Annotated in this window: 15 protein-coding genes and 3 pseudogenes; 8 read left to right on the forward strand and 10 right to left on the reverse strand. The window is 56.6% G+C overall.

All coding sequences use genetic code 11. The features are described 5' to 3' along the window. Nucleotides 1-248: 248 nt before the first annotated feature. Nucleotides 249-353: pseudogene (locus VCA57_RS13355) on the reverse strand (IS5/IS1182 family transposase); the annotation flags it as partial. Between the two features lie 531 nt (nucleotides 354-884). Beyond that, complete coding sequence (locus VCA57_RS13360; protein ID WP_411185527.1) at nucleotides 885-1,355, reverse strand: MarR family winged helix-turn-helix transcriptional regulator; 471 nt, start codon at nucleotides 1,353-1,355, stop codon at nucleotides 885-887. A 272-nt stretch (nucleotides 1,356-1,627) separates the two neighbouring features. Here VCA57_RS13360 and VCA57_RS13365 point away from each other — a divergent pair, with 272 nt between their 5' ends. The 3 genes and pseudogenes from VCA57_RS13365 to VCA57_RS13375 all read left to right on the forward strand — a co-directional run. Next, nucleotides 1,628-2,581, forward strand: coding sequence for a PDR/VanB family oxidoreductase (locus VCA57_RS13365; protein WP_411185528.1), 954 nt, complete (start codon nucleotides 1,628-1,630; stop codon nucleotides 2,579-2,581). A 41-nt stretch (nucleotides 2,582-2,622) separates the two neighbouring features. After that, nucleotides 2,623-3,702 carry a Rieske 2Fe-2S domain-containing protein gene (locus VCA57_RS13370; RefSeq protein WP_411185529.1) on the forward strand — a complete coding sequence of 360 codons (1,080 nt, stop codon included), beginning with the start codon at nucleotides 2,623-2,625 and terminating at the stop codon, nucleotides 3,700-3,702. 90 nt (nucleotides 3,703-3,792) lie between these two features. Next, nucleotides 3,793-4,237: pseudogene (locus tag VCA57_RS13375) on the forward strand (DDE-type integrase/transposase/recombinase); the annotation flags it as partial. A 103-nt stretch (nucleotides 4,238-4,340) separates the two neighbouring features. Here VCA57_RS13375 and VCA57_RS13380 read toward each other — a convergent pair. From VCA57_RS13380 to VCA57_RS13390, 3 genes are read right to left on the reverse strand one after another with little or no spacing between them, the layout of a single operon-like run. Beyond that, nucleotides 4,341-6,056, reverse strand: a complete 1,716-nt coding sequence (locus VCA57_RS13380) for an FAD-binding oxidoreductase (protein WP_411185531.1) — start codon at nucleotides 6,054-6,056, stop codon at nucleotides 4,341-4,343. Between the two features lie 2 nt (nucleotides 6,057-6,058). Further along, nucleotides 6,059-7,345, reverse strand: coding sequence for a heterodisulfide reductase-related iron-sulfur binding cluster (locus VCA57_RS13385; protein ID WP_411185533.1), 1,287 nt, complete (start codon nucleotides 7,343-7,345; stop codon nucleotides 6,059-6,061). A 29-nt stretch (nucleotides 7,346-7,374) separates the two neighbouring features. After that, the gene (locus VCA57_RS13390; RefSeq protein WP_411185534.1) at nucleotides 7,375-8,850 is read right to left on the reverse strand and encodes an FAD-binding oxidoreductase; all 1,476 of its coding nucleotides are present in this window, start codon (nucleotides 8,848-8,850) and stop codon (nucleotides 7,375-7,377) included. Between the two features lie 456 nt (nucleotides 8,851-9,306). Here VCA57_RS13390 and VCA57_RS13395 point away from each other — a divergent pair, with 456 nt between their 5' ends. The 3 genes from VCA57_RS13395 (at nucleotide 9,307) to VCA57_RS13405 (ending at nucleotide 12,894) form a co-directional block, all read left to right on the forward strand. Beyond that, nucleotides 9,307-9,855, forward strand: coding sequence for a MarR family winged helix-turn-helix transcriptional regulator (locus tag VCA57_RS13395; RefSeq protein WP_411185535.1), 549 nt, complete (start codon nucleotides 9,307-9,309; stop codon nucleotides 9,853-9,855). A gap of 302 nt (nucleotides 9,856-10,157) precedes the next feature. Continuing rightward, complete coding sequence (locus tag VCA57_RS13400) at nucleotides 10,158-10,958, forward strand: hypothetical protein (protein ID WP_411185536.1); 801 nt, start codon at nucleotides 10,158-10,160, stop codon at nucleotides 10,956-10,958. A 643-nt stretch (nucleotides 10,959-11,601) separates the two neighbouring features. Continuing rightward, nucleotides 11,602-12,894: a carbohydrate porin gene (locus tag VCA57_RS13405; protein WP_411185537.1), complete on the forward strand. Its 1,293-nt coding sequence runs from the start codon at nucleotides 11,602-11,604 to the stop codon at nucleotides 12,892-12,894. A gap of 326 nt (nucleotides 12,895-13,220) precedes the next feature. Here the strand turns inward: VCA57_RS13405 and VCA57_RS13410 are convergent. From VCA57_RS13410 to VCA57_RS13430, 5 genes and pseudogenes are all read right to left on the reverse strand, one after another. Further along, nucleotides 13,221-14,187, reverse strand: a pseudogene (locus VCA57_RS13410) (IS5 family transposase). Between the two features lie 137 nt (nucleotides 14,188-14,324). Next, a complete protein-coding gene (gene speA, locus VCA57_RS13415) occupies nucleotides 14,325-16,238 on the reverse strand; it encodes an arginine decarboxylase (RefSeq protein ID WP_411185538.1) in 1,914 nt (637 codons plus the stop codon). Nucleotides 16,239-16,363: 125 nt separating this feature from the next. After that, nucleotides 16,364-16,735, reverse strand: a complete 372-nt coding sequence (locus tag VCA57_RS13420) for a translation initiation factor Sui1 (RefSeq protein WP_411185539.1) — start codon at nucleotides 16,733-16,735, stop codon at nucleotides 16,364-16,366. A gap of 266 nt (nucleotides 16,736-17,001) precedes the next feature. Continuing rightward, entirely contained in the window at nucleotides 17,002-17,532 is a 531-nt protein-coding gene (locus VCA57_RS13425; protein WP_411185540.1) for an NUDIX hydrolase, read from the reverse strand. 3 nt (nucleotides 17,533-17,535) lie between these two features. Then, entirely contained in the window at nucleotides 17,536-18,609 is a 1,074-nt protein-coding gene (locus VCA57_RS13430; protein ID WP_411185541.1) for a DUF2333 family protein, read from the reverse strand. Between the two features lie 295 nt (nucleotides 18,610-18,904). On the opposite strand from VCA57_RS13430, the gene VCA57_RS13435 reads away from it, so the two are divergent. Together VCA57_RS13435 and VCA57_RS13440 are read left to right on the forward strand one after the other, a co-directional pair. Further along, a complete protein-coding gene (locus VCA57_RS13435; RefSeq protein WP_411185542.1) occupies nucleotides 18,905-20,521 on the forward strand; it encodes a diguanylate cyclase in 1,617 nt (538 codons plus the stop codon). A gap of 571 nt (nucleotides 20,522-21,092) precedes the next feature. Next, nucleotides 21,093-26,174 carry a beta strand repeat-containing protein gene (locus VCA57_RS13440; RefSeq protein ID WP_411185543.1) on the forward strand — a complete coding sequence of 1,694 codons (5,082 nt, stop codon included), beginning with the start codon at nucleotides 21,093-21,095 and terminating at the stop codon, nucleotides 26,172-26,174. Nucleotides 26,175-26,329 lie beyond the last annotated feature (155 nt).

Consider the following 26,329-nt stretch of genomic DNA (forward strand, 5'->3'; position numbering starts at 1 on the left):
GATCACGAAGTCCTTGGACTTCGACACATCGGTGGGATCCAGATGCTTCTTGACCTGGCGAATGTAGTTCTGCGGCGCGCCAATCTTGTCGCCCTGCAGATCCATGATCGGGCCGACGCCAAGGGCGAGCATGCCGACGGGATCCTTCCAACTGACGGCAAAGTGCTCCAGCAATGCCCGGGCGGCGGCGACCCGCGCGGGCTTTTGCGCCGGGTTGAAGTTGATGATGTTTTCCGCCCAGAAGTAGCGCCCTTCCTCGGCACCACCTGATCCCTCTCGATCAGGAACAATTCCTTGCGGGTCTGTTTGCGCTTGCCAGCGTACTCGGCATCGGCGAAGGTCATCTGCTTCATAGAAGAACTCGGCTAGCAGGATCGGCGTATTTCACCAAATTCGGGAAGTCTTTTCAGACCATCCCTAGGGAAGATGAACAGGCACACGCTTGGCGAGTGATGCGGAAAGCGAGGAAATGAGTAACACGGCAGGCATGATGCGACGAGAAATAGTATTCATCGTTAGGGCTCTATTATTGGACTTGTGAGCAAGAACCTCGGAGGTTCCTTTTCATCCAATTTATGAGGGCACAGAGCCTGGGTCTTGCCCCACCGCGCCAAAATAGTTTGAGCGCGTCACCACACCTGCAAGACTCCATTCGCCTGCTGCAGCATGGCATCTACAGGATGGTCTGATGCAGCCCTGCATTTGCGATCGACTTGAGCTTCTGCTGATTTTGTCAGCCTCGGCGAAGGTCATCTGCTTCATCGGAATACTCAGTCAACGGGATCAGCGTATTTCACCAGACTCACCAAGTTTTCTTCAGCGTATCCCTAACGCCATCAGGCGATGACGAAAAGAGGGCTTAACATAGGGTGACGGGACGACACTCAGTCGTCTAGAGGCTCATACTCATTCACATGAGCCACTTGACCGTGCAGGCGCCCCAGAAGCTCAATCAGGATATCGACTTCTTCTGGCGATAGGCCTCTCAGTAATCGCCGCTCACGCTCCAAAGCCACCAGCAAAACTCGGTCATGTAACGCTCGGCCAGCCTCAGTGAGGCTGACGGTATTGCGCCGCGCATCCCCCGGATCAATCCGACTGCTGACATAGCCCGATGCCTCCAGCACCTGCAACGACCGACTGACCGCGCTCTTGTCCAGGCCGATGACCTGACAGATGCGATTGGCGGAAATGTCGTTCTCCACCGCCAACATCGACAGCATTCGCCACTCCACCACACCGATGCCAAAGTGCTTGCGATAGCACTGCGAAGCCCCCGTCGCCAGCTTGTTGGCCAGGAAAGTCAGCAGGCCTGGGACATAGCGCGCGAGATTCAGTTGAGATTTTTTGGGCATTTGAAGTGGGCGCCTTAATAACGAACTGATCAATACATTTAGTTGACACCGCAACCAAAAACCCAGAGGATTTCCCCAACGATGCGGCTCTAGTACCTATGGTATGCCGCCGCAGAACCTGACAAAAACAATTAATAGGTCTTCGCCATGAACCGCCGCCATGCCTTGCTAATACCCCCTCCCTTCGATTACTGACCGCTTCTGGCTAACACGCCACACGGTCTTAGATTCCCCCATTTTTCAGCAGCCACTTCAATGTGGAGGGACAAGTCATGCTCCAAGTTCGCGTTACAAAAAAACAAAACGAAGCCGAAGGTATCCATAGCTATGAACTGACCGCAACCAACGGTAGTGCGCTGCCTCCTTTCAGCGCAGGTGCGCACATTGATGTTCATATCGGTAATGGCCTTGTACGCCAGTATTCACTCTGCAATTCCCCGCACGAACGTCATCGCTATCAAATCGCCGTACTCAAAGACCCAAACTCCCGTGGCGGGTCGCTCGCCATGCACGCTCAGGTAGTCGAAGGGCAATTCCTCGACATCAGTGAGCCACGCAATCTGTTTCCCATCGTAAAGGAAGGCAAACGTCACTTGCTGTTTGCAGGCGGCATCGGTATCACACCGATACTGGCCATGGCCCATGAGTTGTGGCAACTCGGCATGGTCTTTGAGTTGCATTACTGCTTCCGCTCACGGCAGAACGCCGCCTTTATAAAACAGCTTCTGGACTCACCTTTTGCTCGCAAGGTGTGGCTGCATGACGACAGTGGTAGTTCAGAGCAGAAGCTCAACGCCACTGCCCTATTGAGTATTCCTGAATCTGGGACCCATCTATACGTCTGCGGCCCAGGTGGCTTCATCTCGCACATCATTGAAACAGCGCAAGCGTGCGATTGGCCGGAGCAACGGGTGCATCGCGAGTTCTTTGCCCCCAGTGCCAGAGAACATGAGGCGGATCGACCATTCGAGATCGAGCTGGCCAGCACCGGCCAGGTCTTTCATATCCCTGCCGGACGCAGCGCTTTTGAAGTGCTCGACGAGGCTGGTATCGCGATTGAAAGCTCCTGCGAGCAAGGAATCTGCGGCTCCTGTATCACCCGTGTATTGCAAGGTATTCCTGAGCATCGTGACCAGTTCATGACCCCAGCCGAGCAAGCCCGTAACGATCAGTTCACACCCTGCTGCTCACGCGCCCGGAGCCCTCGCTTGGTTCTCGACCTGTAGCAGCACCGATATAACAAAAACCGTGAAACCTGGAGGTCAGCATGACTACATCCAATGCCCAAAGCATGGCCTATGAGGCCATTTCTCCCACCAAAGCCCCTAGCTTTCCGCTGGATCAATGGTATGTCGCCGCACTGAGTTCGGAACTCAAGGACAAGCCTCTCGGCAGAACCCTGCTCAGCACGCCGATGGTTTTGTTCCGTACAGCCGACGGTCAGGTCGCGGCTCTGGAGGATCGCTGCTGTCACCGCGCACTGCCGCTGTCCAGCGGCACATTAGAAGAACGGGGTTTGCGCTGTGGTTATCACGGCCTACTGTTCAACGGGGATGGCAAATGCGTGGAAATTCCCGGACAGGAAAAAATTCCCAGCAAGGCCAAGGTCACCCCCTACGTTGTATGTGAACGCGATCAGATCGTCTGGATCTGGTTTGGCAGCCAGGCTCATCCGCAGCCGACTTGTGCCCCCCCCGCGTATGACGTCCACAGCAACGGCAAGTACCTGTTCGATGGCGATGTCTACCACTACAACGCGCCCTACCAACTCATTCATGACAACTTGCTAGACCTCAGCCACCTGGGTTACGTGCATCTGCGCACCATAGGTGGCAACGCCAGCATTCACATGAACGCGCAGATGAAAGTTGAAAGCACCGATAACGTAGTGCGGGTAGTACGTCACATGCTGAACTCAACACCTCCGCCCACCTATACAGCAGCATATCCTTTCAAAGGAAATGTAGATCGCTGGCAAGAAATCGAATTCCATGTCAGCCATCTGCGAATCTGGACCGGCGCCGTAGACGTCAACACAGAGGCCGTCGAGGATCCTGAGCGTGGCGGTTTCCATATGCGCGGTTTCCATGGTGTAACTCCAGAAACTGAAACCACCAGCCACTATTTCTGGACCATGGCGACCAACCCCATTCGCGACCCACAGACGACGCTGGAAAAGGTCATCGAACAGACTGTTCTGACTTTCGATGAGGATAAAGTCGTCATCGAAGCGCAATACCAAAACATGTGCCGTTTCGGCGGTCGCCCCATGGTCGACATCCACGTCGATGTAGGGGCCAATCGTGCACGCAAGATCATCGAACAGATCCGCCATTCCAATTGCTGAAAGTACGGCGCGGATCAGCCGTCAGGCTGTGCCCCCACAGACTGATTGAACGTTCCACGCAGGTCGCGGCGCGCATAATAGAAGGCATGATGTCTGGAAATCGTGGCGTGGCTTATCTTTGAACAGCCAAGCCTGCTAGCTCAAGAGAATGCGCGCCTGGTGAGGCGCATTCGGGATATCCACGAGAACAGCCGTGGTGTGATCGGAGCGCAACGGAGGCATGAGGATCTGCTCGACGAGGACGAGACCGTCAGCCTGAACCGTGCCCGCCTAATGGCCGTGGAGCGAATTCAAGGCTCGCGACGTCGGAAGAGGTGTGGCTTTGGAAGAGTCGCCTGTGACCCGTCCAGCAGGTGTGAGAAGTCTGCTGGAGCGCGCTTTCACCGCGCAGGAAGCGGAGAGCAAGTGGGTTACGGACATCACGGAAATAGCCACACTGGAAGGCAAGCTCTTCTTATGCGTGGTACTCGACCTGTACAGCAATCTGGTAGTCGGCTGGTCGATGCAGCACCGTAAGGATCGGCAGATGGTGATCCTTACCAATCTGGCAACGCCAATATCCGCATGTGAGCTGCGCTGAGCCATCTCGAGGGCGCTCACGCCTTCTCGAGATGGCAAACTTCGGCTCTTCGTATCCATTAATGGCTGTCTGGAGAAGGCTTCTGTTTTGGCAGTTTTGCGGGTTTGCTGATAACCCCTAACAGCATGCACACCAGGTGAAGTGCTGGCCCGCCTGCTTTTGAAAAGGCAAGTCTTTGCAGGAGCGGCCACCATTTGGCGATCGGCAATTCCTCGCGGCCAACATGGACGGTCGAATCTGCAAGCCCCGCCGGATCGACACGTCGCTTGATGCGGCGCATCCAGTTTGCCACGTTGCTATAGCGCGGGCCGAACAGCTCAATCAGCGGCCCGGCCATGAATGCCATGAGACCGAGACGCGGGTTTAGATCCACCATGTTGAGGTGTCTAAGAAAGCCTTTCCACGCAGCACCAACGCCTTTAACGGTTCCGGCCTGTGATGCGAAGATGTTTTCTGTCCAAAGATGACGGCTTTCCGTTGGCCAGGCCCAACAACCTTCCTCGCCATCTGCAGCAAAACTTTGCCCCGGCGCACGATCTTTCTCCATGATGTTTTCACTGGCCTGGATAACATCGGGCAGCAGATTGAAGGTTTCCATGACGCCAAAGCTGGTGCCACCGGATCCGGCACCGCGAAAAACACGACTGACATAGAGCGACGTGACCAAGGTACGTACCAGAACCTCAGCATCATTCTGCTCCACCGGGATCATGCGACCGCCGGTTGAGGCGACGATATGCTCAACGGTCTTTTGCTGGTAAGCCGCCTCGCCAGGCGAGTGGCCTATCGTTAAAACCTGCCATGCAAAGCGGTTTTCTGGTCGCGCACATTGCGCCAGTGTTCCACTCTCTCTTTGGCGGGCATATTCGGCGTTATCGGCAGTGAGCGTCCAGCCGATATGGTTGGGTGGCATTCGCAACAAGGCAAAAGCCACGCCAGACCGGTTCAACCGAAAGCTGGCGTCGCGCATCTGCTCGACCGTATCCCATACGGGCAGAAAAAGGCGCATATTCTGATCGATGACCATGCCCTTGAGAGGGCTTTTGCCTGTCGTGGTCAGCGCCTCAGGCCCCGCCCATGGATAAAGCTTATATCCGATGCGGGTGAAGACACCCAATCCACCGTTCGCACCGATCAGCCCCCTGATCATTCCGCGAAGACCCGGCCCAGGCCCTTCCTCACTGAACCAGTCGTCATCGCCACCCAGTGAGCCGATGCGAACGATTTCTCCCTGAGGGGTGACCCATTCGATACCCATGATGTTGCGGAAATTCGCGCCCGTGCTTGCCCCCGTGATTCCGACACCGAGGAAAGAGGTTGCCGATGCGAGTGGCGAGTGAGAAGGGCCTGCACCGACAATGTGACAGGTCAGCCCCACCTTCATTGCTTCAGCTTGGAGTCGGCCTGCAGTAACATAGGGCTCAATCACCGCCATCTGGTTCGTGGCATCCATTTTGATCAGGCGGTTCATCCGGCACAGATCTATCACCACTGTGTTTGTGCTCGCACTGAGATAGGTGCCGCCGTTGCCGGAACTGAGCGGGCGGAACGGAAGACCGCGCGATACGCAGCACTTGATGATCGCTGCGACCTCTTCGGTGGAGCTTGGCAGAACAACAGCGATAGGCCAGTTTTTCAGAAACTTCGGCCCGGGCATGGAGCCAACGCCGCCATTCCACGCGTAGCTGCAGATGACATTCGGATCATTGGAAACATGGGCTTCACCCACAATTGATTGCAGCGCGTGCAAAACTTCGTTTGGGTCGTGTGACATGTTTATTCTCCCGCGTGAGATGCGGCTGTCGCGATGGGTGCCGTTTCCCGATGCTGTAGGAACTCGACCAGCCCCACGATCTTGAGCGATGAGCCCTCTTGCTCCGCCACCTGCTTCAGATGGTGGCTGCAGCTTGAGCAACTTGAAACGAGAAACTCCGCGCCGGTGCTTTCAGCCTCTTGCAGCCGGTGGCGGGCCGCTGCTCGAGCAAATTCCGGATTGGCCTGCGCGCCACCGCCGCCAGCACCGCAACAAAAAGCAAACTCCCGAATGCGCTCCATTTCAACGAGTTCAGCATTGGCATCGGCAAGCAGCTTTCGCGGCTCTTCGTAAACGCCCCCCCCCCCTAGCTGCAGCTGGCCTGCTGGTTCCTGGATTGGAATTGAGTTGTAGGCGAGAACCATCTTTCCGGCCCAAGGCTTGTGTTCTTCCCCAAGACGCCCAAGCCTGCATGAATCGTGATAGGTAACGCGAACCTTCTCGCAGTCAGCCTTTTCATTGGAGGGATGCTGCGCCAGCCATTGTGCAATATGCACAATCCTTACCTTGCCGAGCGCCAGGCCAAGCCGAGGGTAAATATTGCGGAACGCAGAAAAGGAATCGTCGCCGTAAACAACAAGCGTTTCTGCATTGCTCTTTTCAAGCCAGGCTAATGTGCGTTGCGCTAGCGTGGTCGCGAGTTGCTGATCGCCAATGTCGAAAGCCAAGCCGCCGGTATCAGGCTCATCCACGCCGCCGATCACAAAATTCACGCCTGCCGCGTTCATTCGCCGAGCCACGTGATGCAATGCAGACCATTGGTGAGGTTCGAAAGCCGCATCGCCGACATGCAAGATGAACGGAGCCTGATGGGTCTTGGTCTGCTTCAGATCGAGCCCCGTGGCCCAATCACCACGCGTGGCGCCCTCACAGCCAAAGGGGTTGCCGGTTTGCCGCAAATGCTGAAGCACGACCTTAAGTGGTTCTGGTGCTTGCCCATCACTCACCACTCTCTGGCGCAAGGCATACAGGGAGTTCAGCGGCTCAACATGTTCTGCAAACAGCGTCTTGCAGCTCGTATCGCACCCACCACACATGGAGCATGAGTAGATATTGTCGATGAGATTTTCCGTATACCCGGTTTTGCCATGCAAAAGTGAATAGGCCGCAATCAACTTGCCGCCTGCTGTGTGGGAAAAGAACTTTCCATGTTGAACACTGGGACATATCTCAGCAAAGGCTTCACTTTTCACCTCGGGCACCCATTTGCAGAAGGTGCAGCGCGTGCAGTTTGCAATCTTGTCGTTCAAAGACTCAAGGGTAGCGCTAGAGTTAGGCATCAGAAGCAAAGCCTCCCGGGGTTGAGAATATGATCAGGATCGAAGATGGATTTTGTTTCCCGCAGGAAGGGTTTGATGGTCGGGTTACGTGCAAATGCCATATCGCTCCACGCCCCGTAGGGGCGACTAAACAGCCCCCCTGCTGCAGAGCAGATGTGAGCAAGCTTTTCAGCCATTGCTGCATTGGCTGATATCTGTTGGGAGGATGCAGCATCGCAAGGCAGAATGAATTCAATGTGGCAGTTGCGACCGTGCAGCCGCGGCTGTATATAAACGGCGATGTCTTCGCCAAGTAGCTCGCGCGCCAGAGATATGAATGTCTCCGCCTTATCGAGCTGGCTCAGGAAGAACACACTACGGTGCGCCCCCGAAATAGTGTCTCTATAATCCAAGTCAGCGGGCAAGGATTGCAGCTCTGCCACCATTGATGCATCGAACCCCGCTAAACCAGGCTCTGCAATCAACCCCAGTGTTTTGCACAGATCATCCAGATCCGCCAACTGGTAGCTGATTTTTTCATCTGGAAACTCAGAGACAGCGGTGAGTTGGATGTAAAGCGTGAAACGGGGGAGCCTCAATGCCGTCACCTGCACATCTGCCGCTCTCTTCGCCAACACAGATGCCAGATGCAGGTTGCTGCTAATAAAAGTTGCCATGCCGATACGACGGCGGTGCAACTCCGCCGACAGTTTTATCAAAGGCTCGAGACTATCCGAGCCGACGAAGCGTGCCGCCTCCCGGTGCGGAACAGGCTCACACAGTATGGCCGCCCAACTCATAATGGCGAACGCGCCCTGCGACCCCTGAACTACTCTTAAGAAATCGGTTCCGCCGGGGCCAACCGCCGAGAGATAACGCAACCCCGCCTTCCAGTTTTCGTCGAGCGATCCATCAATGGCAGCGCTGCCGGTTTTGAATGTTTCGCCCGTTCCAAACACGAGCTGAGTTCCACCAAATGGATCAAGGACATCCCACTGCTCGGAAGACTGAAGGTTTGGTTCGCGCTCCAGATAGCTGGTAATGATCGATTTTCCTGCCCTCGGGCGCAGCGGTTTAAAGGCGCGTAGACCGTGCGGACGCAGCAATTCATCAATTTTACCGAAGGTCACCCCAGGCTCTATAACTGCCACCGCATCCTGGGGACAGGCATAAAGAAGGCGATCCATACCGCTAAGATCTACAAAGAGCGTCGGTTTTTCCGACGTTGCCCCCGTTCTCCTCGGCCCCCTGACGGAACTGAAGGTGGTCAATGCGGTGGCGGTTTTACGCGCCCACTTCACCACCTCCACTAGGTCTTCTGTTGTGCGCGGCTTGATTACTGCGATAGGTGAAGCCTCGCGGCCGGATGCATGGCGCCCCAGATAATGTTCCAGCTCCGCATGCTCCACAACAAGTCCTGCTGCGCGAAGTCTGCTGGTATCCGGCTGTTTGATGCGTGTCTGCCTTGTGAGGGTCAGACTGGCTCTTGCTGACATGGCGGTTGTTCCTTGAAGGTATCAAGACGAGCCAGACCTCAACCGAGGCCCATGGCGAAAATCGGCCTCAGTGAAGCCGACGGATGATGGTCGAGCCATGCGCTGAAACAGCCATGCTTTCTCGCTGAGTAGACAAGGCTGGCTCGACATTCATCATCGACACCGAATGTAGACAAGCACCGCACATATAGTCAAGTAGATTGACTATATGTGCATTCCCCCTCTCCGAAAAAAGCTCAAAGGAAAACCAGCATGTAGCCTCAAAATCCCAAGCAAGGAACCGCAGATGGACAGCCAACATATTGCTGTGATTATCATTTTTGATTTTGTAGTATCCCTCCCCGTCCCTGATGTAATGGCGGAACGGCCATTCCGGTTAGTCGTACAATCCCCCCTGTGTCGCGGCATGCTTGAAGCGCAATCGCCTAGCGCGCAAACAAGTGAGAGAAGTCTGTAATGTCCATTGCCTCGTCGCCGATCCTTCCTCACCTGGTCAGGGCAACCTACTGGTTTGACGAAGCCCTTAGGGAGATTCAATTACGCCACGGCCAGACGCCCGTTACACGGGCTCAGGCGATGGTTCTTCTAAATCTGGCTCTGGGAGAACAGCGCCCTGTCCGCTTGGCTCGCGCCGTGGGTGTTACCAAGCAAGCCGTAAGTCTTATCCTCGCAGACTTCCAAAAGCTCGGATGGCTGATCGTAACGCCCGACCCAAGTGATGCTCGTGCTTCGCTGGTGGACTTCAGCCCATTCGGACGAACTCAGCTGGATGTCATATTCAAAGCTCTGCATCAGTTGGAAAGCCATTTGGCCCATGTCATCGGGGCAGATCGGATGGGCGTATTTCGTGCGGTACTCGAGTTGGACTGGGGCGCACCACCAATCCTTCCATTCGATGACGAACTTGCAAGTAGTGGCGTTGACGTCAGGCCCGTGACGCGGGAAAGACAGCCAAAGCAGACAGATGCCTCCAAGGCAGAAGCAAAACGAGAAAGAGCAAAATAGTCAAATCAATTGACTTCTTTCAAAATCGAGCCTAGCGTGATCCTGGGAATGATTTAGCGCGCCTTTTTGCGAAATCATTCGTTGGGAGAAGGGAAATGGCTCAGCATTTGATGCTTGTGACCGCCCCTGGGCTTCGGTTAGGGCGGTTTTTTTCTATGCGCTATCGCAGACTCAACTGTCGATTGACGGTTGGTACAGCGATCGAACAGCTTGCGAGTGGCCGGAAAAACAGAAGACTGCTCCTAGGGGTTGTTCCAAGCGATCACACGTATCGAAGTCTTCATTCAGTGTGGGAGACTGCCGTGAATAGTGCGGATTCACGCAGTTTCCGCATTGCGCTTATAGCCGGTCATGTCGCATGGATGATCGATATCGTTTTACTTCCACTGTGGGTCGGAGGCCTTGTAGAAGGCTACAAATATTCGCCTGCTCAGGCGAATAGCATCGCCCTGTCGCTCCTGATCAGCGTTATCGCGGCAAGGTGCCTGCTGGACTTGCTGCTTCATCACTATTCCGTGCCCTGGGTTCCCGCTGTGCGGGTCGCAATGGCGAGCCTGTGCTTCATGGTGATTTGGTTTGCATCAGACTTCCTCACATTTCTGCTTTTGCACGCCCTCTTTTTAGTGTGCAGGCTATCGGTGATTAATGGCGCTATTGGCCGGCCCATCAAGCACCGCACCGTTACTCTCACCACCACAGGCCTTGATGTGTTCAGCATTGCGCTCATATGCGCATGTATAGAAATTATTGCCGCCACAGAGTCACACAGCCGGCTTCTAATCTTCTTAGATATTATGGCAGCGGCAGCGCTGGTGAATATTCTATTGATTCCCCATAGGAAGAGCGTGATTGTCACATCCGAATGCACGCCGGCAGACGCACCTTCAGCAGTTGGTTTAACGGATACAGTCTGGCTTCTTGCTCTGAGTTTGCTCGGAATAATTTTCAATCAGCTCATAAATTTTCACTTTCGAGAAGATCACCAGCAATCACGGGTAGGGCCGCTCCACAATCAAAACCGCTCAGCTATATGTCGTCTTATTGAGCTTATTGCCGTATTCATGAAAAACCTCAGCCCGTTCATGCGGGCATGGCAGAAATAATGATGCAGGCAATTCTTTCAGCAGTGATTGTTTTTCCGCTCAATGAAGCTGGGGTTGGTGCAGCCGATTTGTTCGTTCCTTTTTTGATGATTGTCTCGCATACACTCCTGCTCGGGCTGATTTTGAGAGTAGCCCCCTGCGGGAATGTTGACGTAGCCGATCCTGCAATAACAATGATTAGCGGTGCACTTAGCCCACTTGCGGGAAGCTTGATGGTGCAAACATGGGCTATTCGGGGCCCGGCTGATCCACTCTTATCATTGCCATCGCTGTTATTTGTTGCCTCCTGCAGGCAGCAACTCGCCTGCTGCCTGCAGGGCTCACTCGGTTCTTTTCGGAGGGCTCCCCCCCCTGAAACTCTGAAGTTGCTGCGGTTTCATTCCGTGGGTTCAGAGGCTTGTGTCCAGCGTGAAGTGCATCGCAGAACGCCGCGGTTCTACGGAAATATTCACGGGAACCGCCACTCCATTCAGCAATGGAACCAGGACGACGCGAGCGCTTGACGCCGGTCAATCGCAAAAACATCAATTAACCCAGCATGGGAACAATAATAATGAAATCCGTGGCAATGCTATTCAGAGTTCTTTTCGCATCTTGCGTATTCTTAATCTATTCTCTACCTGTTGCCGCCTCTGGCACAAACGTGCCCGAATCGCTGCAGCCTCCTGCAATACAGGGCCTGCCGCCTGGTCCATTATCTGAAGTGGGAGAATCATTGCGGGACGCGGGGCTCGACCTTCGTATCCACTACATCAATCTCTACTCCAGCACACCGGACTTCGGTTTCACGCCCGGCAAAAAGATGAACATCGGATTTCAGATGTTCGACGCAACTTATCATTTCACCGACAAATTTAAGATCAACTTGGTCGAAACGGTTAATGTTGCAACCTACAATCAGGACAAATACCTGTTCGAAGTCTCGAACGCCTTCTATGCCACAGATCCTTACGCTGACGGTCGATCAGATCTGACACGACTGACATTGAGCGCAGAACTTTTCGACCATAAACTTGAGCTTGAAGGCGGCCGATTAAATATGTGGCCGGAATTTTTTCGCTCAGAGTTTTGTGGCGGCATGGGCTGTATCGCACAAACTCGCCCCCTGGTCTTGAACGGGCCGGGCAATACCTTGGCTCAATGGGGGGGCAGGGTCGCTTACAATCTCTCCCCCAATCTTTCGCTGGGTGCAGTGGTGACGGAAGACAATCCGGAAAACTGGCAGACCGGGTCTGGGTGGGATTGGAGCAAGGGCTCATCACAGGGCTATACGGCAGTGATGCATCTTGCCCAGCGCGAAGGTTTCAAAGATGGCGACAAGCCTTTCAACTACGAAATCGGCGCCTATCGACGCTCTGCGGATTATACGGATGCGCTCTATGGCACGGGCTGGGGCAACCCGACCTTCGGACCTAATCAGGTTGTCATCGAGCATGATGGCGGCTCCAATGGTGTTTTCGCGCAGGCCCGAAAAGTTGTGTGGAGCCAGCCGGATGGAACGCCTTTCCCCGAAAATGTCGCTCTCTATGGCGGCGCATTTCATACGTTCGGCGATGGTCAAGCTTATCCTTGGGAAGCGTTTGCAGGCGCTGAGTATGCTGGCTTCTGGAAAGAAAACCCGTTCACCAGTGTCGGCGCTACGATTCATTACATCGGTTTGAGCGACGAACGCGCCGCCTACGAGACGAATGCCCGGCGCTTCCTGACCGGAATCACCGACTCCCAGCCCAAAGACACGTTTCAGTTCGATGTTCATACCCGCATCGGAATTGGCGCAGGCTTTCTAGAACTCGGCGCCGCTTATGTCATCGACCCGAACACAACGGTTACTGCCGACTATTCCACCTCCCGCATGAATGACGGCTGGACGTTCTACGCGGGCGTGGCATTCGACATCGGCACCGTTCTCGGTCTTTCAAAGCCGAATTTCCCATAATCGAAGCGACACTAATGACAGGCGCACAGACGTCCAGCGCCTGTCATTGCTCGCCTCTGAGAACCAGCGAGACTGGGTTCACCTCGGTAGGGAACCTTCAAAAACCTACCATCTCCTTTAAAATCCGTGCAGCACCAACTCACAGGACTGCCAACCCATTCTAAGTCTATTTGCCAACTAGGGATGGTCTGAAGTAGCCCTACATTTCCGGCCGACTTCGGTCTCTGCCGATTTTGAACGCACCCACCAATCAAAACCGGTCAGGTTGTTCGCTCAGCTCTCCGTTTTGGGCCGTCACGAGCACCTCGTAGCGGCCATTCCCCACATTACAGGTGCACCTCTCCCGCATTCGTCAGCAAATGCCGGCGCGCCATCCATAGGTTCGACAGGGCAAACAAGGTCATCAGCTGAGCTGTATTCTTCGCCAGATCTCGGAAGCGCGTTTTCACATGACCAAACTGCCGCTTGATCACCCGCAACGGGTGTTCAACCTTGGCGCGAACCTGGGCCTTGGCTTTCTCAATCTTGCGTCTGACTTTGTAGAGCGGGTTGTTCTTGCCCAGCTTCTTATACGTACTCCGGCGCGCCGCAATCTGCCAGATGACTTCGCGTCCTTCATGCTCGAGTCGCTTCTCGACGCCGGTGTATCCCGCATCGGCTGCAACCATGCTTTCTTGGCCGTGCAGCAGTTTGTCGACCTGAGTAACGTCTGCAACATTGGCTGCCGTCCCGACCACGCTGTGCACCAGACCCGATTCCTCATCGACACCAATGTGAGCCTTCATGCCGAAGTAATACTGGTTGCCCTTCTTGGTCTGGTGCATTTCCGGGTCGCGCTTGCCGTCCTTGTTCTTCGTCGAACTGGGAGCATGGATCAACGTGGCATCGACGATGGTGCCTTGGCGCAGCGACAGGCCACGATCGCCCAGGTAGCCATTGATCACGCCAAGGATGCCGGCCGCCAGCTCATGTTTCTCCAACAAACGACGGAAGTTGAGGATGGTGGTTTCGTCGGGAATGCGCTCCAGGCTTAGCCCAGCGAACTGACGCAGGATGGTCGTCTCGTACAGCGCTTCTTCCATAGCAGGATCGCTGTAGCCGAACCAGTTCTGCATCAGGTGCACACGCAGCATCGCCATCAGCGGGTAGGCCGGACGCCCTCCTTCACCTTTCGGGTAGTGCGGCTCAATCAAGGCAATCAGCCCCTTCCACGGCACCACCTGATCCATCTCGATCAGGAACAATTCCTTGCGGGTCTGCTTGCTCGGCATCGGCGAAGGTCGTCTGCTTCATCGGAAAATTCGGCGGGTGGAGTCCAGGTATTTTGCCAAAATCAGGAAGTCTCTTTCAGAGTTTCCCCAAACGATTAAACAGTGCCACAGATAACAAAAGGCCCCGCAAGAGCGAGGCCTTTTGTATGCAGCGCGCGACTATGAAGACAGGTAGGACGAACGGGTCAGCCCTAAACGCAAGGCATCCAGGTACTGCGTACGCTCACGCGGGCTGATCTTGGCGCTGGCCACCTTGTCGCGGTAGTGGGTCATCAGCTCCTCGGGCGACAGGTGCACGTAGCGCAGCATGTCCTCGATGGTGTCGTGGGTTTCGATACCGGCGTGATACACGCTGCCGTCGGCGTTTTGGTAGATATTGACCGAGTCGGTGTCGCCGAACAGGTTGTGCATGTCACCAAGAATTTCCTGATAGGCACCGACTAGGAAGATGCCCAACACGTAGTCCTCACCCTCGCGCAGTTCGTGCACCGGCAGGCTGGTCTCAATGCTCTGCTCGTCGACGTACTGGCGGATCTTGCCATCGGAGTCACAGGTCAAGTCCTGCAGTACCGCACGGCGCATCGGCTCTTCATCCAAACGATCAAGCGGCAGAATCGGCAGAATCTGCCCAATCGCCCAGGTGTCCGGCAGGCTCTGGAACACCGAGAAGTTACAGATGTACTTATCCGCCAGTTTGTCGTTCAGCTCATCCAGCACGGCGCGGTGAGAGCGCTGGCGTGCCTTGAGCTGGTTGTGCAGGCGACGGCAAATGGCAAAGTAGCATTGCTCGGCCAAGGCCTTTTGCGGCAAATCGAGCTTGCCCGCTGAGTACTGCGCCGCCACCTCTTCAATAAAGTGGGTGGCACGCCAGTAACTCTCGGCGACCATTTCTGGATCGGTATCGCCCAGCAGCTCAATCAGCGCTTGCAGGGTTTCCGGCTGCTCGACGGTTGCATCGATTTTCGGCCGCTCATCGTTGTGTTTTTCCACATCGGTGACTTGCACCACCAGCACCGCATGGTGCGCAGTCATCGCGCGGCCGCTCTCGGAAAAGATGTGCGGATGCGGAATATCCTGGCGGTCGCAGAACTCCTTGAGCATGTCGACCACCGTGGCGGCGTAGTCATCCATGTCGTAATTGATCGAGCTGGCATTGCGCGAATGGGTGCCGTCGTAATCCACGCCCAGGCCGCCGCCGACATCGATGTGATCGACCGGCAGGCCCAGTGAACGCAGCTCGCCGTAGTAACGAATGGCCTCACGAAAGCCTTTGCGGTAGTCGGCAATATTGGCGATCTGCGAGCCCATGTGGAAATGCAGCAGGCGAATACCTTGATCGAGACCCGCCTTGCTGAAGCGCTCAACCACCGACAGCAGCTGAGCTGCCGACAGGCCAAACTTGGACTTCTCGCCGCCAGTGTCCGCCCACTTGCTCGATGCCAGCGACGACAAACGCACGCGCAGGCCGATCTGCGGCGTAACCTTAAGCTCGGCCGCCTCCTCAATCACCAGCTGCACTTCGGACTCTTTCTCGATCACGATAAACACGTTGTGACCGAGCTTCTGCCCCATCAGCGCCAGCTTGATGAACTCACGGTCTTTGTAGCCGTTGCAGACGATGGTGCCGCCCTTCGGGGCCAGCGCCAGCACCGCCATCAGTTCGGGCTTGGAACCGGCTTCCAGGCCAATCGAAACGTTCTGCGTGGCGATGATGTTTTCCACCACCGCTTCTTGCTGGTTGACCTTGATTGGGTACAGCGCGGTGTAACGGCCTTGGTATTCCAGACGCGCAATGTTGGCATCAAAAGCGCCGGTGAGCTGTCGTACACGGTTTTGCAAAATATCCGGAAAACGCACCAGCAAAGGCAGCGACAAACCACTGGAGCGCAGCTCATCAACCTGCTGATACAGGTCGATCGGCGCACTTTGCGGGCCATTCGGGCGCACTTCTACACGACCCTGATCATTGATCGCAAAATACCCCGCGCCCCAATGGCGAATCCCGTAAACACTGCGGCTGTCCGCTACGGTCCACTGGCTACCGTCATCTTTGCGTGTGCGTCGTACAGACATCGAAGTCTCCCTTACTGGCGATGGTGGCCTTGGGCTGGCCAAGGCGCGTACAGATTAAAGTCTGTAAATGACAATAACTCGGCAGTTGACCATGCAACTGCCGAGCAAGTTTAGAAAAGACTGGCTCAGCCGCCGGATTTCTTGGCTTTGAAGCCGCGCTTGATCAGCTCGGCAAGCAGCAATTCGACGTGATCACCCTGAATCTCGATAACCCCGTCCTTGAGCGAACCGCCGCAGCCGCAACGTTTTTTCAGCGCCGCCACCAGCTCTTTCAGCGGTTCTTCAGGCAAGGGCACACCGCTGATGCTGGTCACCGTTTTGCCGCCACGGCCTTTGGTTTCCCGGCGCACGCGGGCAATGCCATCGCCTTCAGGAATCTGGGTTTGTTTACAGATGCAGGCGTCCACAGGCTGACTGCAGTCCGGGCAGTGCCGACCGCTGTCAGTGGAATACACCAAACCGCTCAAGGCGGAAAATGACGAAGCTTTCTTGACCACCGGCTTTTCCTCATAGGGGTCAGGATAGCGACTGGCTGATAATGATCAGCCGCGAGGCCCCACTCTGGCAGGGGCAGCGCACCTCGGCTTACGGCCAAGGCTTGAAGGCGGCGCAGTGTAACGGCAAAAGCCCTGGCTGCTAAGTGTGAAAATGCGCCATTACCCGGCGGATTGGCGACGCTGTGCGGATTGCCGAACAACACGCCCCGATATTTTGCACAACTGCTGCGGCGATGCAGGACTAGCCGACGCCGCAACGCAATGGGCTACGCAGCCAGATAACGCTGCAAGGCGACCAGAGAGTCAGGGCAATACGTTAAGTGGCGTGCCTCGGCCAGCGCTTCTTCTATGGAGATAAACCGCGCCTCCAGCACTTCCTCCGGCTGTAACCGCAGCGGTGCATCGGACACTGCCGAGTAAACCCGGCACCACAGACGGCTTTCCACTGCGTCGTAGAAAAAGTGGCCATGTTCGGTCAGCAGCACACCCTCGATACCCAGCTCTTCGGCCAACTCACGGGCGGCGGACTCGGCATAGCCCTCGTCCTCCAGCACCATGCCGCCAGCCGCCACATCCCAATAGCCGGGATACAGCGCCTTGCTCAGGGTGCGACGGTGCACACAGAGCAAGCCGGCGCTATTGAACAGCAGAATGTAGGTACAACGTCCGAGCAGGTGCCGCTCGCGTAACTCGCTGCGCAGCATGCCGCCGAGCGGGCGGTCCTGCTCATCGACCCAGGCAATACGCTCGGCATCCGAGGCCGCGCGATGCGCCACCTCAGCATCGGACCAGGCCACCGATCAGCCCTGCGACAACAATTGGCGCAAGTCGATCAGACCGGCATTAGCGCGCGAAATGTAGTTGGCCATCACCAACGAATGGTTGGCCAACAGGCCATAACCACTGCCATTGAGCACCATCGGGCTCCACAGTGGCTCCTGAGCAGCCTCCAGCTCACGAATGATCTGCCGTACGCTGACCGTGGCGTTCTTCTTCGCCAACACGTCAGCGAAATCCACTTCGATCGCGCGCAGCAGATGCGCCAGCGCCCAGGCCTGGCCACGTGCTTCGTAGAACACGTTGTCGATCTGCAGCCACGGCGTTTCGTAGTTCACCCCAGCAACAAAGTCAGCCTGTGCCACGCTCTCGGCCAGAGCCGGATCAACCACTGCCGTATTCAAACGCACCTGACCCACACTGGCCGAAAGGCGTTGCGACAAGGAACCCAGGCGTGTCGCCGCATCACCCAGCCAGTTGTTCAGGTTGTCAGCGCGGGTATAGAACTGCGCATTGGGCTTGCTCGGATCACCCAGGCGCTCCAGATAACGGTCCAGCGACTTGATGCCCTCGGCATACTCGGCCTCGGATGCTGGCAGCGCCCAGCTCTTGTTGTCGAAGTGGAAACGCGGCTCCGCTTTGGCCAAATCCGGGTCTTCAGTCGACTGCGATTGCGAGCGCGTGAAGTCCTTACGCAGTGCGCGCGACATGTCACGCACCTGCACCAGCACGCCAAACTCCCAGCTCGGCATATTGTCCAGCCACAGCCCCGGCGGCGCGATATCGTTGGACAGGTAACCGCCCGGTTTGTCGAGCAGTGTACTGGCCACCTGCTTGAGGGTTTCTGCGGTGGTATAGCCATTGACCATCTTGCGACCACTGGCTTGGGCAGCAGCTTCAGCCCTTTGTTGTACGGAGAACTGCCCCGGCTCTTGGCTCCAGTACCAACCGACCACTAGCGCCGCCAGCAAGTAGAGCCCGAGTAGCCCACCCACGGTTCGCACAACCCAGTTTCCGGAGGACTTGCGGGGGGTATTGTCGGCTGAGCCTGCCGCGCCCTCAGGCGCAGCGGCAGTACGGTTCTTCCAATCCAACATGGCTTTGTCCTTTTTACTCAAGTAGCGAGACAGCGAGCGAATCGCACCAGACGATGACACTCGACAACTGCTCGTTCGACCACAACCCGCGTGCTGGGTTGCGCAACTAGCTTGCACTATAAGGGAAGCACGCACCGCTGCGCAGCGGCGAACGACAAACTTAGCGCCAGTTCTAGCAATGACATAATTTGCGATGGCATAGACAGAAGGCCGACGCCAATAGATCGACGGGGCTAGTAAATAGAACTGTCGGTGTTAGCATTGCTAGCACTGAGCCATCACCTGAAATCAGGCCATGATCGAGCACGAAGACCCCAGTCGCGACCGCCTCAAGCAGCACTTTGCCCAACGCGTGATCAACCAGGCGCGCCAGGTGCTGGAAGTCTGGCAACGCTTGCAACGCAGCGAGTGGAACGAGACAGGTATGAGCGAGTTGCGCGAAGCCGCGCAGCTACTGCAGCGCTATGCCGAACGTTTCGACCAAGCTGAACACAGCCAGCTGGCGCAGGAAATCGACAGCTGCCTGCAACAAGTGGCCGACAACCGCGGCCGACTCAACAGCACGCTAATTAGCCAGCTCAATCAGCTGCTGCAGCGCCTGTCGCGTATGGGTCTGCGTCATGGCGATCGATTCGAACAAACCTTACTGCCGCCACTGCGCAAACCGGTTTACCTGGCTCTGCAACACATAGAGCGCGCCGAACAGCTGGTGCAACGCCTAGAGTTTTTTGGCATGAATGCCATTGCCCTGGACAGCGCCAATGCGTTTCGCAACGCAATGCGCGAACGCCATCCGGCGGCGATTGTCATGGAAGTCGATTTTTCCGGCCCAGGCTGCGGCCTGCAACTGGCGCAAAGCGTGCAGGACGGCCTGACGCACAAGATTCCACTGCTATTTTTCAGCGCCGAAGATACCGACACCATGACCCGCCTTTCCGCTGTACGCGCGGGCGGCCGAGAGTTTTTTACGGGCAGTCTGGATGCCTCGAACCTGTTCGAGCGCATTGAAGTGCTGACCAATGTTGCGCAGTACGAGCCTTACAAGGTGCTGATCATCGACGACTCGCGGGCCCAGGCCACGCACACCGAGCGCGTACTCAATAGCGCCGGCATCGTCACCCGCACGCTGATTGAACCGATCCAGGCCATGAGCCACCTCGCTGACTTCCAGCCGGACTTGATCATCCTCGACATGTACATGCCCGAGTGCAACGGCCCGGAACTGGCCCAGGTGATCCGTCACAACGACCGTTATGTCAGTGTGCCGATCATCTACCTGTCCGCCGAAGACGACCTGGATAAGCAGTTAGATGCCATGAGCGAAGGCGGTGACGACTTCCTCACCAAGCCAATCAAGCCTCGCCATCTGATTGCCACCGTGCGCAACCGCGCAGCCCGTGCCCGCAGCCTTAAAGCGCGCATGGTGCGCGACAGCCTGACCGGCCTGTACAACCACACCCATACCCTGCAACTTCTTGAAGATGCGCGCTTTCGCGCCGAGCGCGACGGCCAGCCGTTGAGCTTTGCGATGATCGATATCGACTTCTTCAAGAAGGTTAACGACACCTACGGCCACCCCATGGGCGACCGGGTAATCAAGAGCCTGGCGTTGTTCCTCAAGCAACGCCTGCGCAAAAGTGATCATATCGGCCGATACGGCGGCGAAGAGTTCGCCGTGGTAATGCCCGACACCGACGCCGAGGCCGCCAGTCGCGTGCTGGACGATATCCGTCAGCGCTTCGCGGAAATTCAATTTTCGGCGCAACCCCACGACCTGTCCTGCACCTTTAGTTGCGGCATCGCCCAACTGGCACCAGAACTGGACGGCAAACTGCTCTCACAACAAGCCGACCAGGCCTTGTATGTGGCCAAGCACGGCGGACGCAATCAGGTCGCGATCTACAACACGTAATAGCCAATCGAATTAACTTTGCAGCTAGACGCCGCACTAGCGCACCAATTCAGATTGAAAGGAATCTCGCAGACTATCGTTTTAACAGCCTGCACAACGTGCTGACCGGCAACGACGGCGCCAAGCAGCTATAGGCAGTGGTCGAAGGCAGCGACACCATTGTCTACGGTAACAACGGCGGCTCTGTCGATGCCTACTTCTGCATAAAGCTGATGGGTGTTCCCAGCCTGGTTACCGGAGACTTTATGTTGGCGTAAAGCGTGTTGAAACCTTGAGCAACGGCTGATGTATCGAAAGGGCAGTACGTATCGCGTGTTGCCTTTTTACGTCTGACTGTCCACCAGAACGACACATCTTGCCCGTTCGGTCGGCGGCGGCTACCGCTAAAAATGGTCGTTTCGCCGCATGACATTCGCTAGGTAGCCTATTGCCAGCAAGTAACCTGCCTGATACAAAGCTCCATTTTTGACACAAAACCAGCGCCAAATTTTTACCAACTAGCGTGCGTGCGCTGCGGCTTTTCGGCGATGCGCGCGGTTTCACTGCCTACTGTATTTGCAAGGACATGGACATGAGCATTGCTATTGATGGAAACCAAACGGACTTTAGCTTCACGCGCGAAGGCGACACCCTCAAGGTTGTAAACAACGTCACAGGTGACGTGGTCGCGCAAAGCGCCGACGACTACACCGTCGAATTCTCCGAAGGCGGCACCGTTGATCTCACGCAGACCGTCAATAACCACGCCGCCAGTTCCACCACCTCGTATTTTGGCTCGCCTTCTTCCACGGCCCTAGTGGGTGGCGGTTATGTGATCGTCTGGGAATATTACGGTGACGCGGAGGAGGGCATTCTTCTGCAGCAGTACGATGCGGCCGGCTCGGTTGTTAAGGAAACCCAACTCTTTTCCGGTGAGGCCGAAGACCCAACCGTCACCGCGAAAAGTGACGGTGGTTATGTGGTCGCCTGGAGCGCCGAGTCCAACGACACCAGCACCATCCAAGTTCAGCAGTTCAGCGCCGCCGGCGTTGCCAACGGTAAGCCACAAACGATCGCCAGCAGCAAAACACTCCAGCTGGACGATGCGGTAGTGTCGATGTTGTCCAACGGCAAGTTCGTCGTGACCTGGTCTTCCATCAAGGAAGAGGGCGACGAAGACTCGGGTATTTGGACCGAAACGGGCGACATCTTTTCCCAACTGTTCAATGCCAACGGCGCCAAGCAAGGCAGCGTACAGAAGGTCAGTGGGGCGACGGTGGAAGGCCAGGTTGTCGACGATCAGACCATTCTGCCTACCGCCGATGGCGGCTTTCTCGTTACGTATGTTCAAGAGACCTCGACCGCGGGCGTCAACGGGACCGTCTATCACAGCACCCTCAGCGTGCGCGCGTTTGATGCCAGCGGCGTACCGAAGTCGGCAGCGATCCAGGTGACTAACTTGGACAGCGCGTACGAAAACGCCTCATACCCCTCTTTGCTTGCAAACGATGATGGCTACTTGTTGACCTGGGTAGCCAGCGTTGCGAATGGCGTTGGCGGTTACGGGCGGGCATTGATTGCCCAGCAGCTCGGTGACGATTTTAGCCCCGTAGGTGAGTCGATTGCGCTAACCCCTGCGTCGACCTCGAATGCCAATGACGGCAGTCTGACCCAGCTGGAAAATGGCCAGTATCTGGTCGTGTGGACGACCTATGAGGGAGGTCTCGCCAACTCAATTTACGCACAGATTTATTCAGAAGGCCTTACCACAGTCGGTGATCGCATCCTCGTTCAAGAGAACGCAAACACCTACGAGCCAGACGTTACTGCCCTTGAGGGTGGCGGCTTTGTCGTGACCTGGGTCGCGGGTGTAAACCAGCAGGGCGCCTCGATGATGCTCAGCCAGCGCTACAATGCCTCAGGCGATCTTGCGGGCGACTTGATCACCACCATCAGCGGCGATGATACCGACAACACCCTGACCTGGACCGGCACTGACGCCGTTACCCTGCAGGGCTACAACGGTAACGACACCCTCACCGGCGGCACGGGCAACGACATCCTGGACGGCGGCAACGGCCACGACACCGTGATTGTTAACGGCGAACTGACTGACAGTACGTTCAGCCTGCAAGACGGCGCTGTCGTGGTGAGCGGCCCTATGGATCACGACGCCCTGCTCAGCATTGAAAGTGTGCAGTTCAACGATGCGACCATCGCCATCAGCGACGGCACCACCGACTTGGAAGTGGACGCGCAAATCGTCGGCGAAACACCGGTCACTGCCGCGCTGAACGATGGCAACCAAGTCGTGGTGTGGAAGCAAGACGGTGCATTGCTGACGCAAATCTTGCGCGATGATAATTGGCAGCAAGCGGCCAACTCCGGTATTCAGGTTGGCGACAGTTCGCTAGGTGTTACCGCGCTGAGCGGTGGGTTTATCGTCTCGTGGGGCGATGAGACCAGCAATACCCTGAATCTCCACCTCTTTGATCAATACGGTCAGGCGATTGGCTCGACGGTCCAGCAGACGGCCGTCGATGCGGATCGACAGCTTGGCGATATTTCGGTGACCCAGCTCAAAGACGGTGGCTTCGTGCTGGCCTGGACCGAAGAGACTCCAGGGCATTGGATTGAAGATGATCAGTTCAGCGGCCACTACGAAGATGCCGTGGGCAACGCCTACGTGCAGCTTTACGGCGCTGACGGTATTGCGCTCAACGCGCCCGTGGCCTTGGCCACCGGCGCGCTGAGCGCCCTCGAACCCAGCGTCAGCGCGTTGCAGAACGGTGGTTTCGTGGTCGTTTGGGAATACGTCAACGACGCCAAGGAAAGCGAAGAAATCTATATCCAGCGCTTCAAGGCCGACGGTTCGCTCGACGGCAAGGCGAGCCAGGTCAACAGCGGCACCAGCGGTGATCAGGGCGACCCTGAAGTGGTTACTCTAGCGGACGGCAGCTACGTAGTGACCTGGACGCGTGAAACCGACGATGACCTGAAGTACACCGACGAATTCGGTAATCAGTATGTCGAGGAGCGCACCACCGCCATCGACATCTTCATGCAGCGCTACACCGCCGACGGCAAGAAAGCGGGCGCGGAAAGCCAAGTGAATACCGGCACCGGTTTCCACAACGACCCGGTCATCACCTCACTCAAAGGCGGCGGTTATGTGATCGCCTGGGCCACCAGTGACGAGCGTGACATTTACAACGGCGCGTCCTCGCTCTACGCCCAAGTGTTCGATAAAAACGGCGTGAAAGTCGGCGACCAGTTAGTGGTGGTGACCTCGAACGACGAAGACTACTTCCCGTCCATCAGCGCGAGCGCCGACGGCGGCTTCCTGGTCACCTGGGAAGCGGGTGAGCGCGATGACTCCTCGGCCCGCGACATCTACGCCAAGCAGTACGACGCCAACGGTAACTCGGTGACGCTGACCGGCGACAGCGGCGACAACACGCTGAACTGGACTGGCAAAGCCGGCATTACCCTTGATGGTGGCGACGGTGACGACGTGCTCACCGGCGGCGAAGGCAATGACACGCTGGTGGGCGGCTACGGCAATGACCACCTCGACGGCCAGGGCGGCAGCAACCTGCTGATCGGCGGTGATGGCGACGACACATATGTGGTGCGCAGCGCGCGCGATGTGATCCGTGAAACAGAGAATGGTGGCACCGACACGGTCGAGTCGTCCATCTCCTGGACGCTGGGCGACAACCTCGAAAACCTCACCCTGACCGGCGCTGCAGCCATCACCGGCACGGGCAATGGCCAGGACAACGTACTGACGGGCAACGCTGCGGCCAACACCCTTAATGGCGGTGCCGGCAACGACGTGCTTGACGGCGCTGGTGGCGCCGACAAACTGTTCGGCGGCACCGGCGATGACACCTATATCGTGGACCTAGTGGCCAAGGGCAGTGGCGCCAAAGCCACTGTCGCGCTGGAAGACACCGTCAGCGAGAAGGTCGGCGAAGGCGATGCCGACACGCTGGTGCTGCGCCTTAGCAACGACGTGGAGGGCAAGCTGGCCACCGCCACCAACGCCACTACGTTGACCTTGGGTGCCAATCTTGAAGTCTTCGATGCTAGCCAGACTGGCATCCTGACACTCAACCTCACTGGCAATGCATTGGCCAATACGTTGATCGGCAACGACGGTGACAACGTGCTCACCGGCGGCGCAGGTCTCGACTCGCTGGTCGGCATGGGTGGCGACGACACTTACGTGATCGATAGCCTGGAAGAGCTCGCGCTGGTCAACCTGTTGGCCGGCAATGTGGTTGCCGATGATGGCAACGATACGCTGCGCATTGCCTTGAAAGGCGGTACCACGGGCAATGCGCGGGTAGTCGACCTCACGGCGCCCAACCTGGCCGAGGTCGAAAACGTGCAGTTCACCAGCACCGGCGCATTCAACGTCAAGGGTAACGACCTGAACAACCGCATCGATGCGGGCAAAACCACCGGGGTTCTCAACGGTGGCTTGGGTGACGACACCTACGTGCTCATCAACAAGACCGCTCAGGTTGTTGAGGCGAACAATGCTGGCAACGACACCATCGAGGCGTCCTTCACCGCCGACCTGAACAACTACGTCAACGTCGAAAACCTGACCTTGACCGGCAAAGCGGCGCTTAACGCCACCGGTAACAGCCTGCACAACGTGCTGACTGGCAACGATGGCGCCAACATCCTCGACGGCGGTGCCGGTGCAGACACCCTTATTGGCGGCAAGGGCAACGACACCTACATCGTTGATAACGTGGGCGACATCGTTATCGAAGAAATCGGTGGCGGCACCGACATCATCCAGGCCTCCATCAGCTTCGATCTGAACGATGCGTTGAATGTCGAGAACCTGATGCTGAGCGGCTTGGCCAACCTGAATGCAACCGGTAACGACGGCGCTAACACCCTGACCGGTAACGCGGGTGACAACATCCTGGATGGCGGCGCTGCTGTAGATAAATTGATCGGCGGTGCGGGTGATGACACTTACATCGTCGACCTGATTACCAAAGGCACAGGTGCCAAAGCCACGCTTACGCTGGAAGACACCATCACCGAGAAGAAAGGCGAGGGTGATCACGACAGCCTGGTGCTGCGTGCCGGCGCCGATCTGGTGGACAAACTGGCTGGAGCTAGCAAGACCACCACGCTGACCCTTGCCAACTACTTGGAGAACGTCGACGCCAGCGATACCGGCCTGCTGAAACTGAACCTGACCGGCAACTCCGCTGACAACGAGATCAAAGGCAACAACGCCGGCAATGTACTCAGTGGCGGTGCCGGCAACGACCTTATTATTGGCGGTACAGGTGATGACGTGATCATCGGCGGCGTAGGCGCTGATACCCTGACCGGGGGGGGCGGGCACGACACTTTCACCTTCACGTCCTTGAAGGATCTGGGCTTGAACGCAAACCAGGATGTGATTACCGACTTCACCTCTGGCGAAGACAAGCTGAACTTCGCTGCCTTGAAAGGCTGGAGCTTCAATGGTATGGGTGAAGAGAACCATGCCACAGGCACCAAGCAATTGTGGGCGGTGGTAGATGGTGATGACTTGATCGTCTACGGCAACAGTGGTGGCTCTAATGCTGAGGACTTCTCCATCAAACTGGTGGGTGTATCCACCCTCGACGCGGGCGATTTCGTGCTGGTGTGATGGTCACCGTAAAGCGGTAAACCTTAGGCTGGGGCAACAGGGCAACACGCATTGCGTGTTGCCCTTTTTGTTGCCGAGAAAATAATATGTGACACAGTTCACACTCGCTCAGTACGCCGGGAACCGAGTGGTATAGCCGCATGTCGCGCCGTAAA

The sequence above is a fragment of the Pseudomonas sp. genome (assembly GCF_046581935.1).
Classification (GTDB): domain Bacteria; phylum Pseudomonadota; class Gammaproteobacteria; order Pseudomonadales; family Pseudomonadaceae; genus Aquipseudomonas.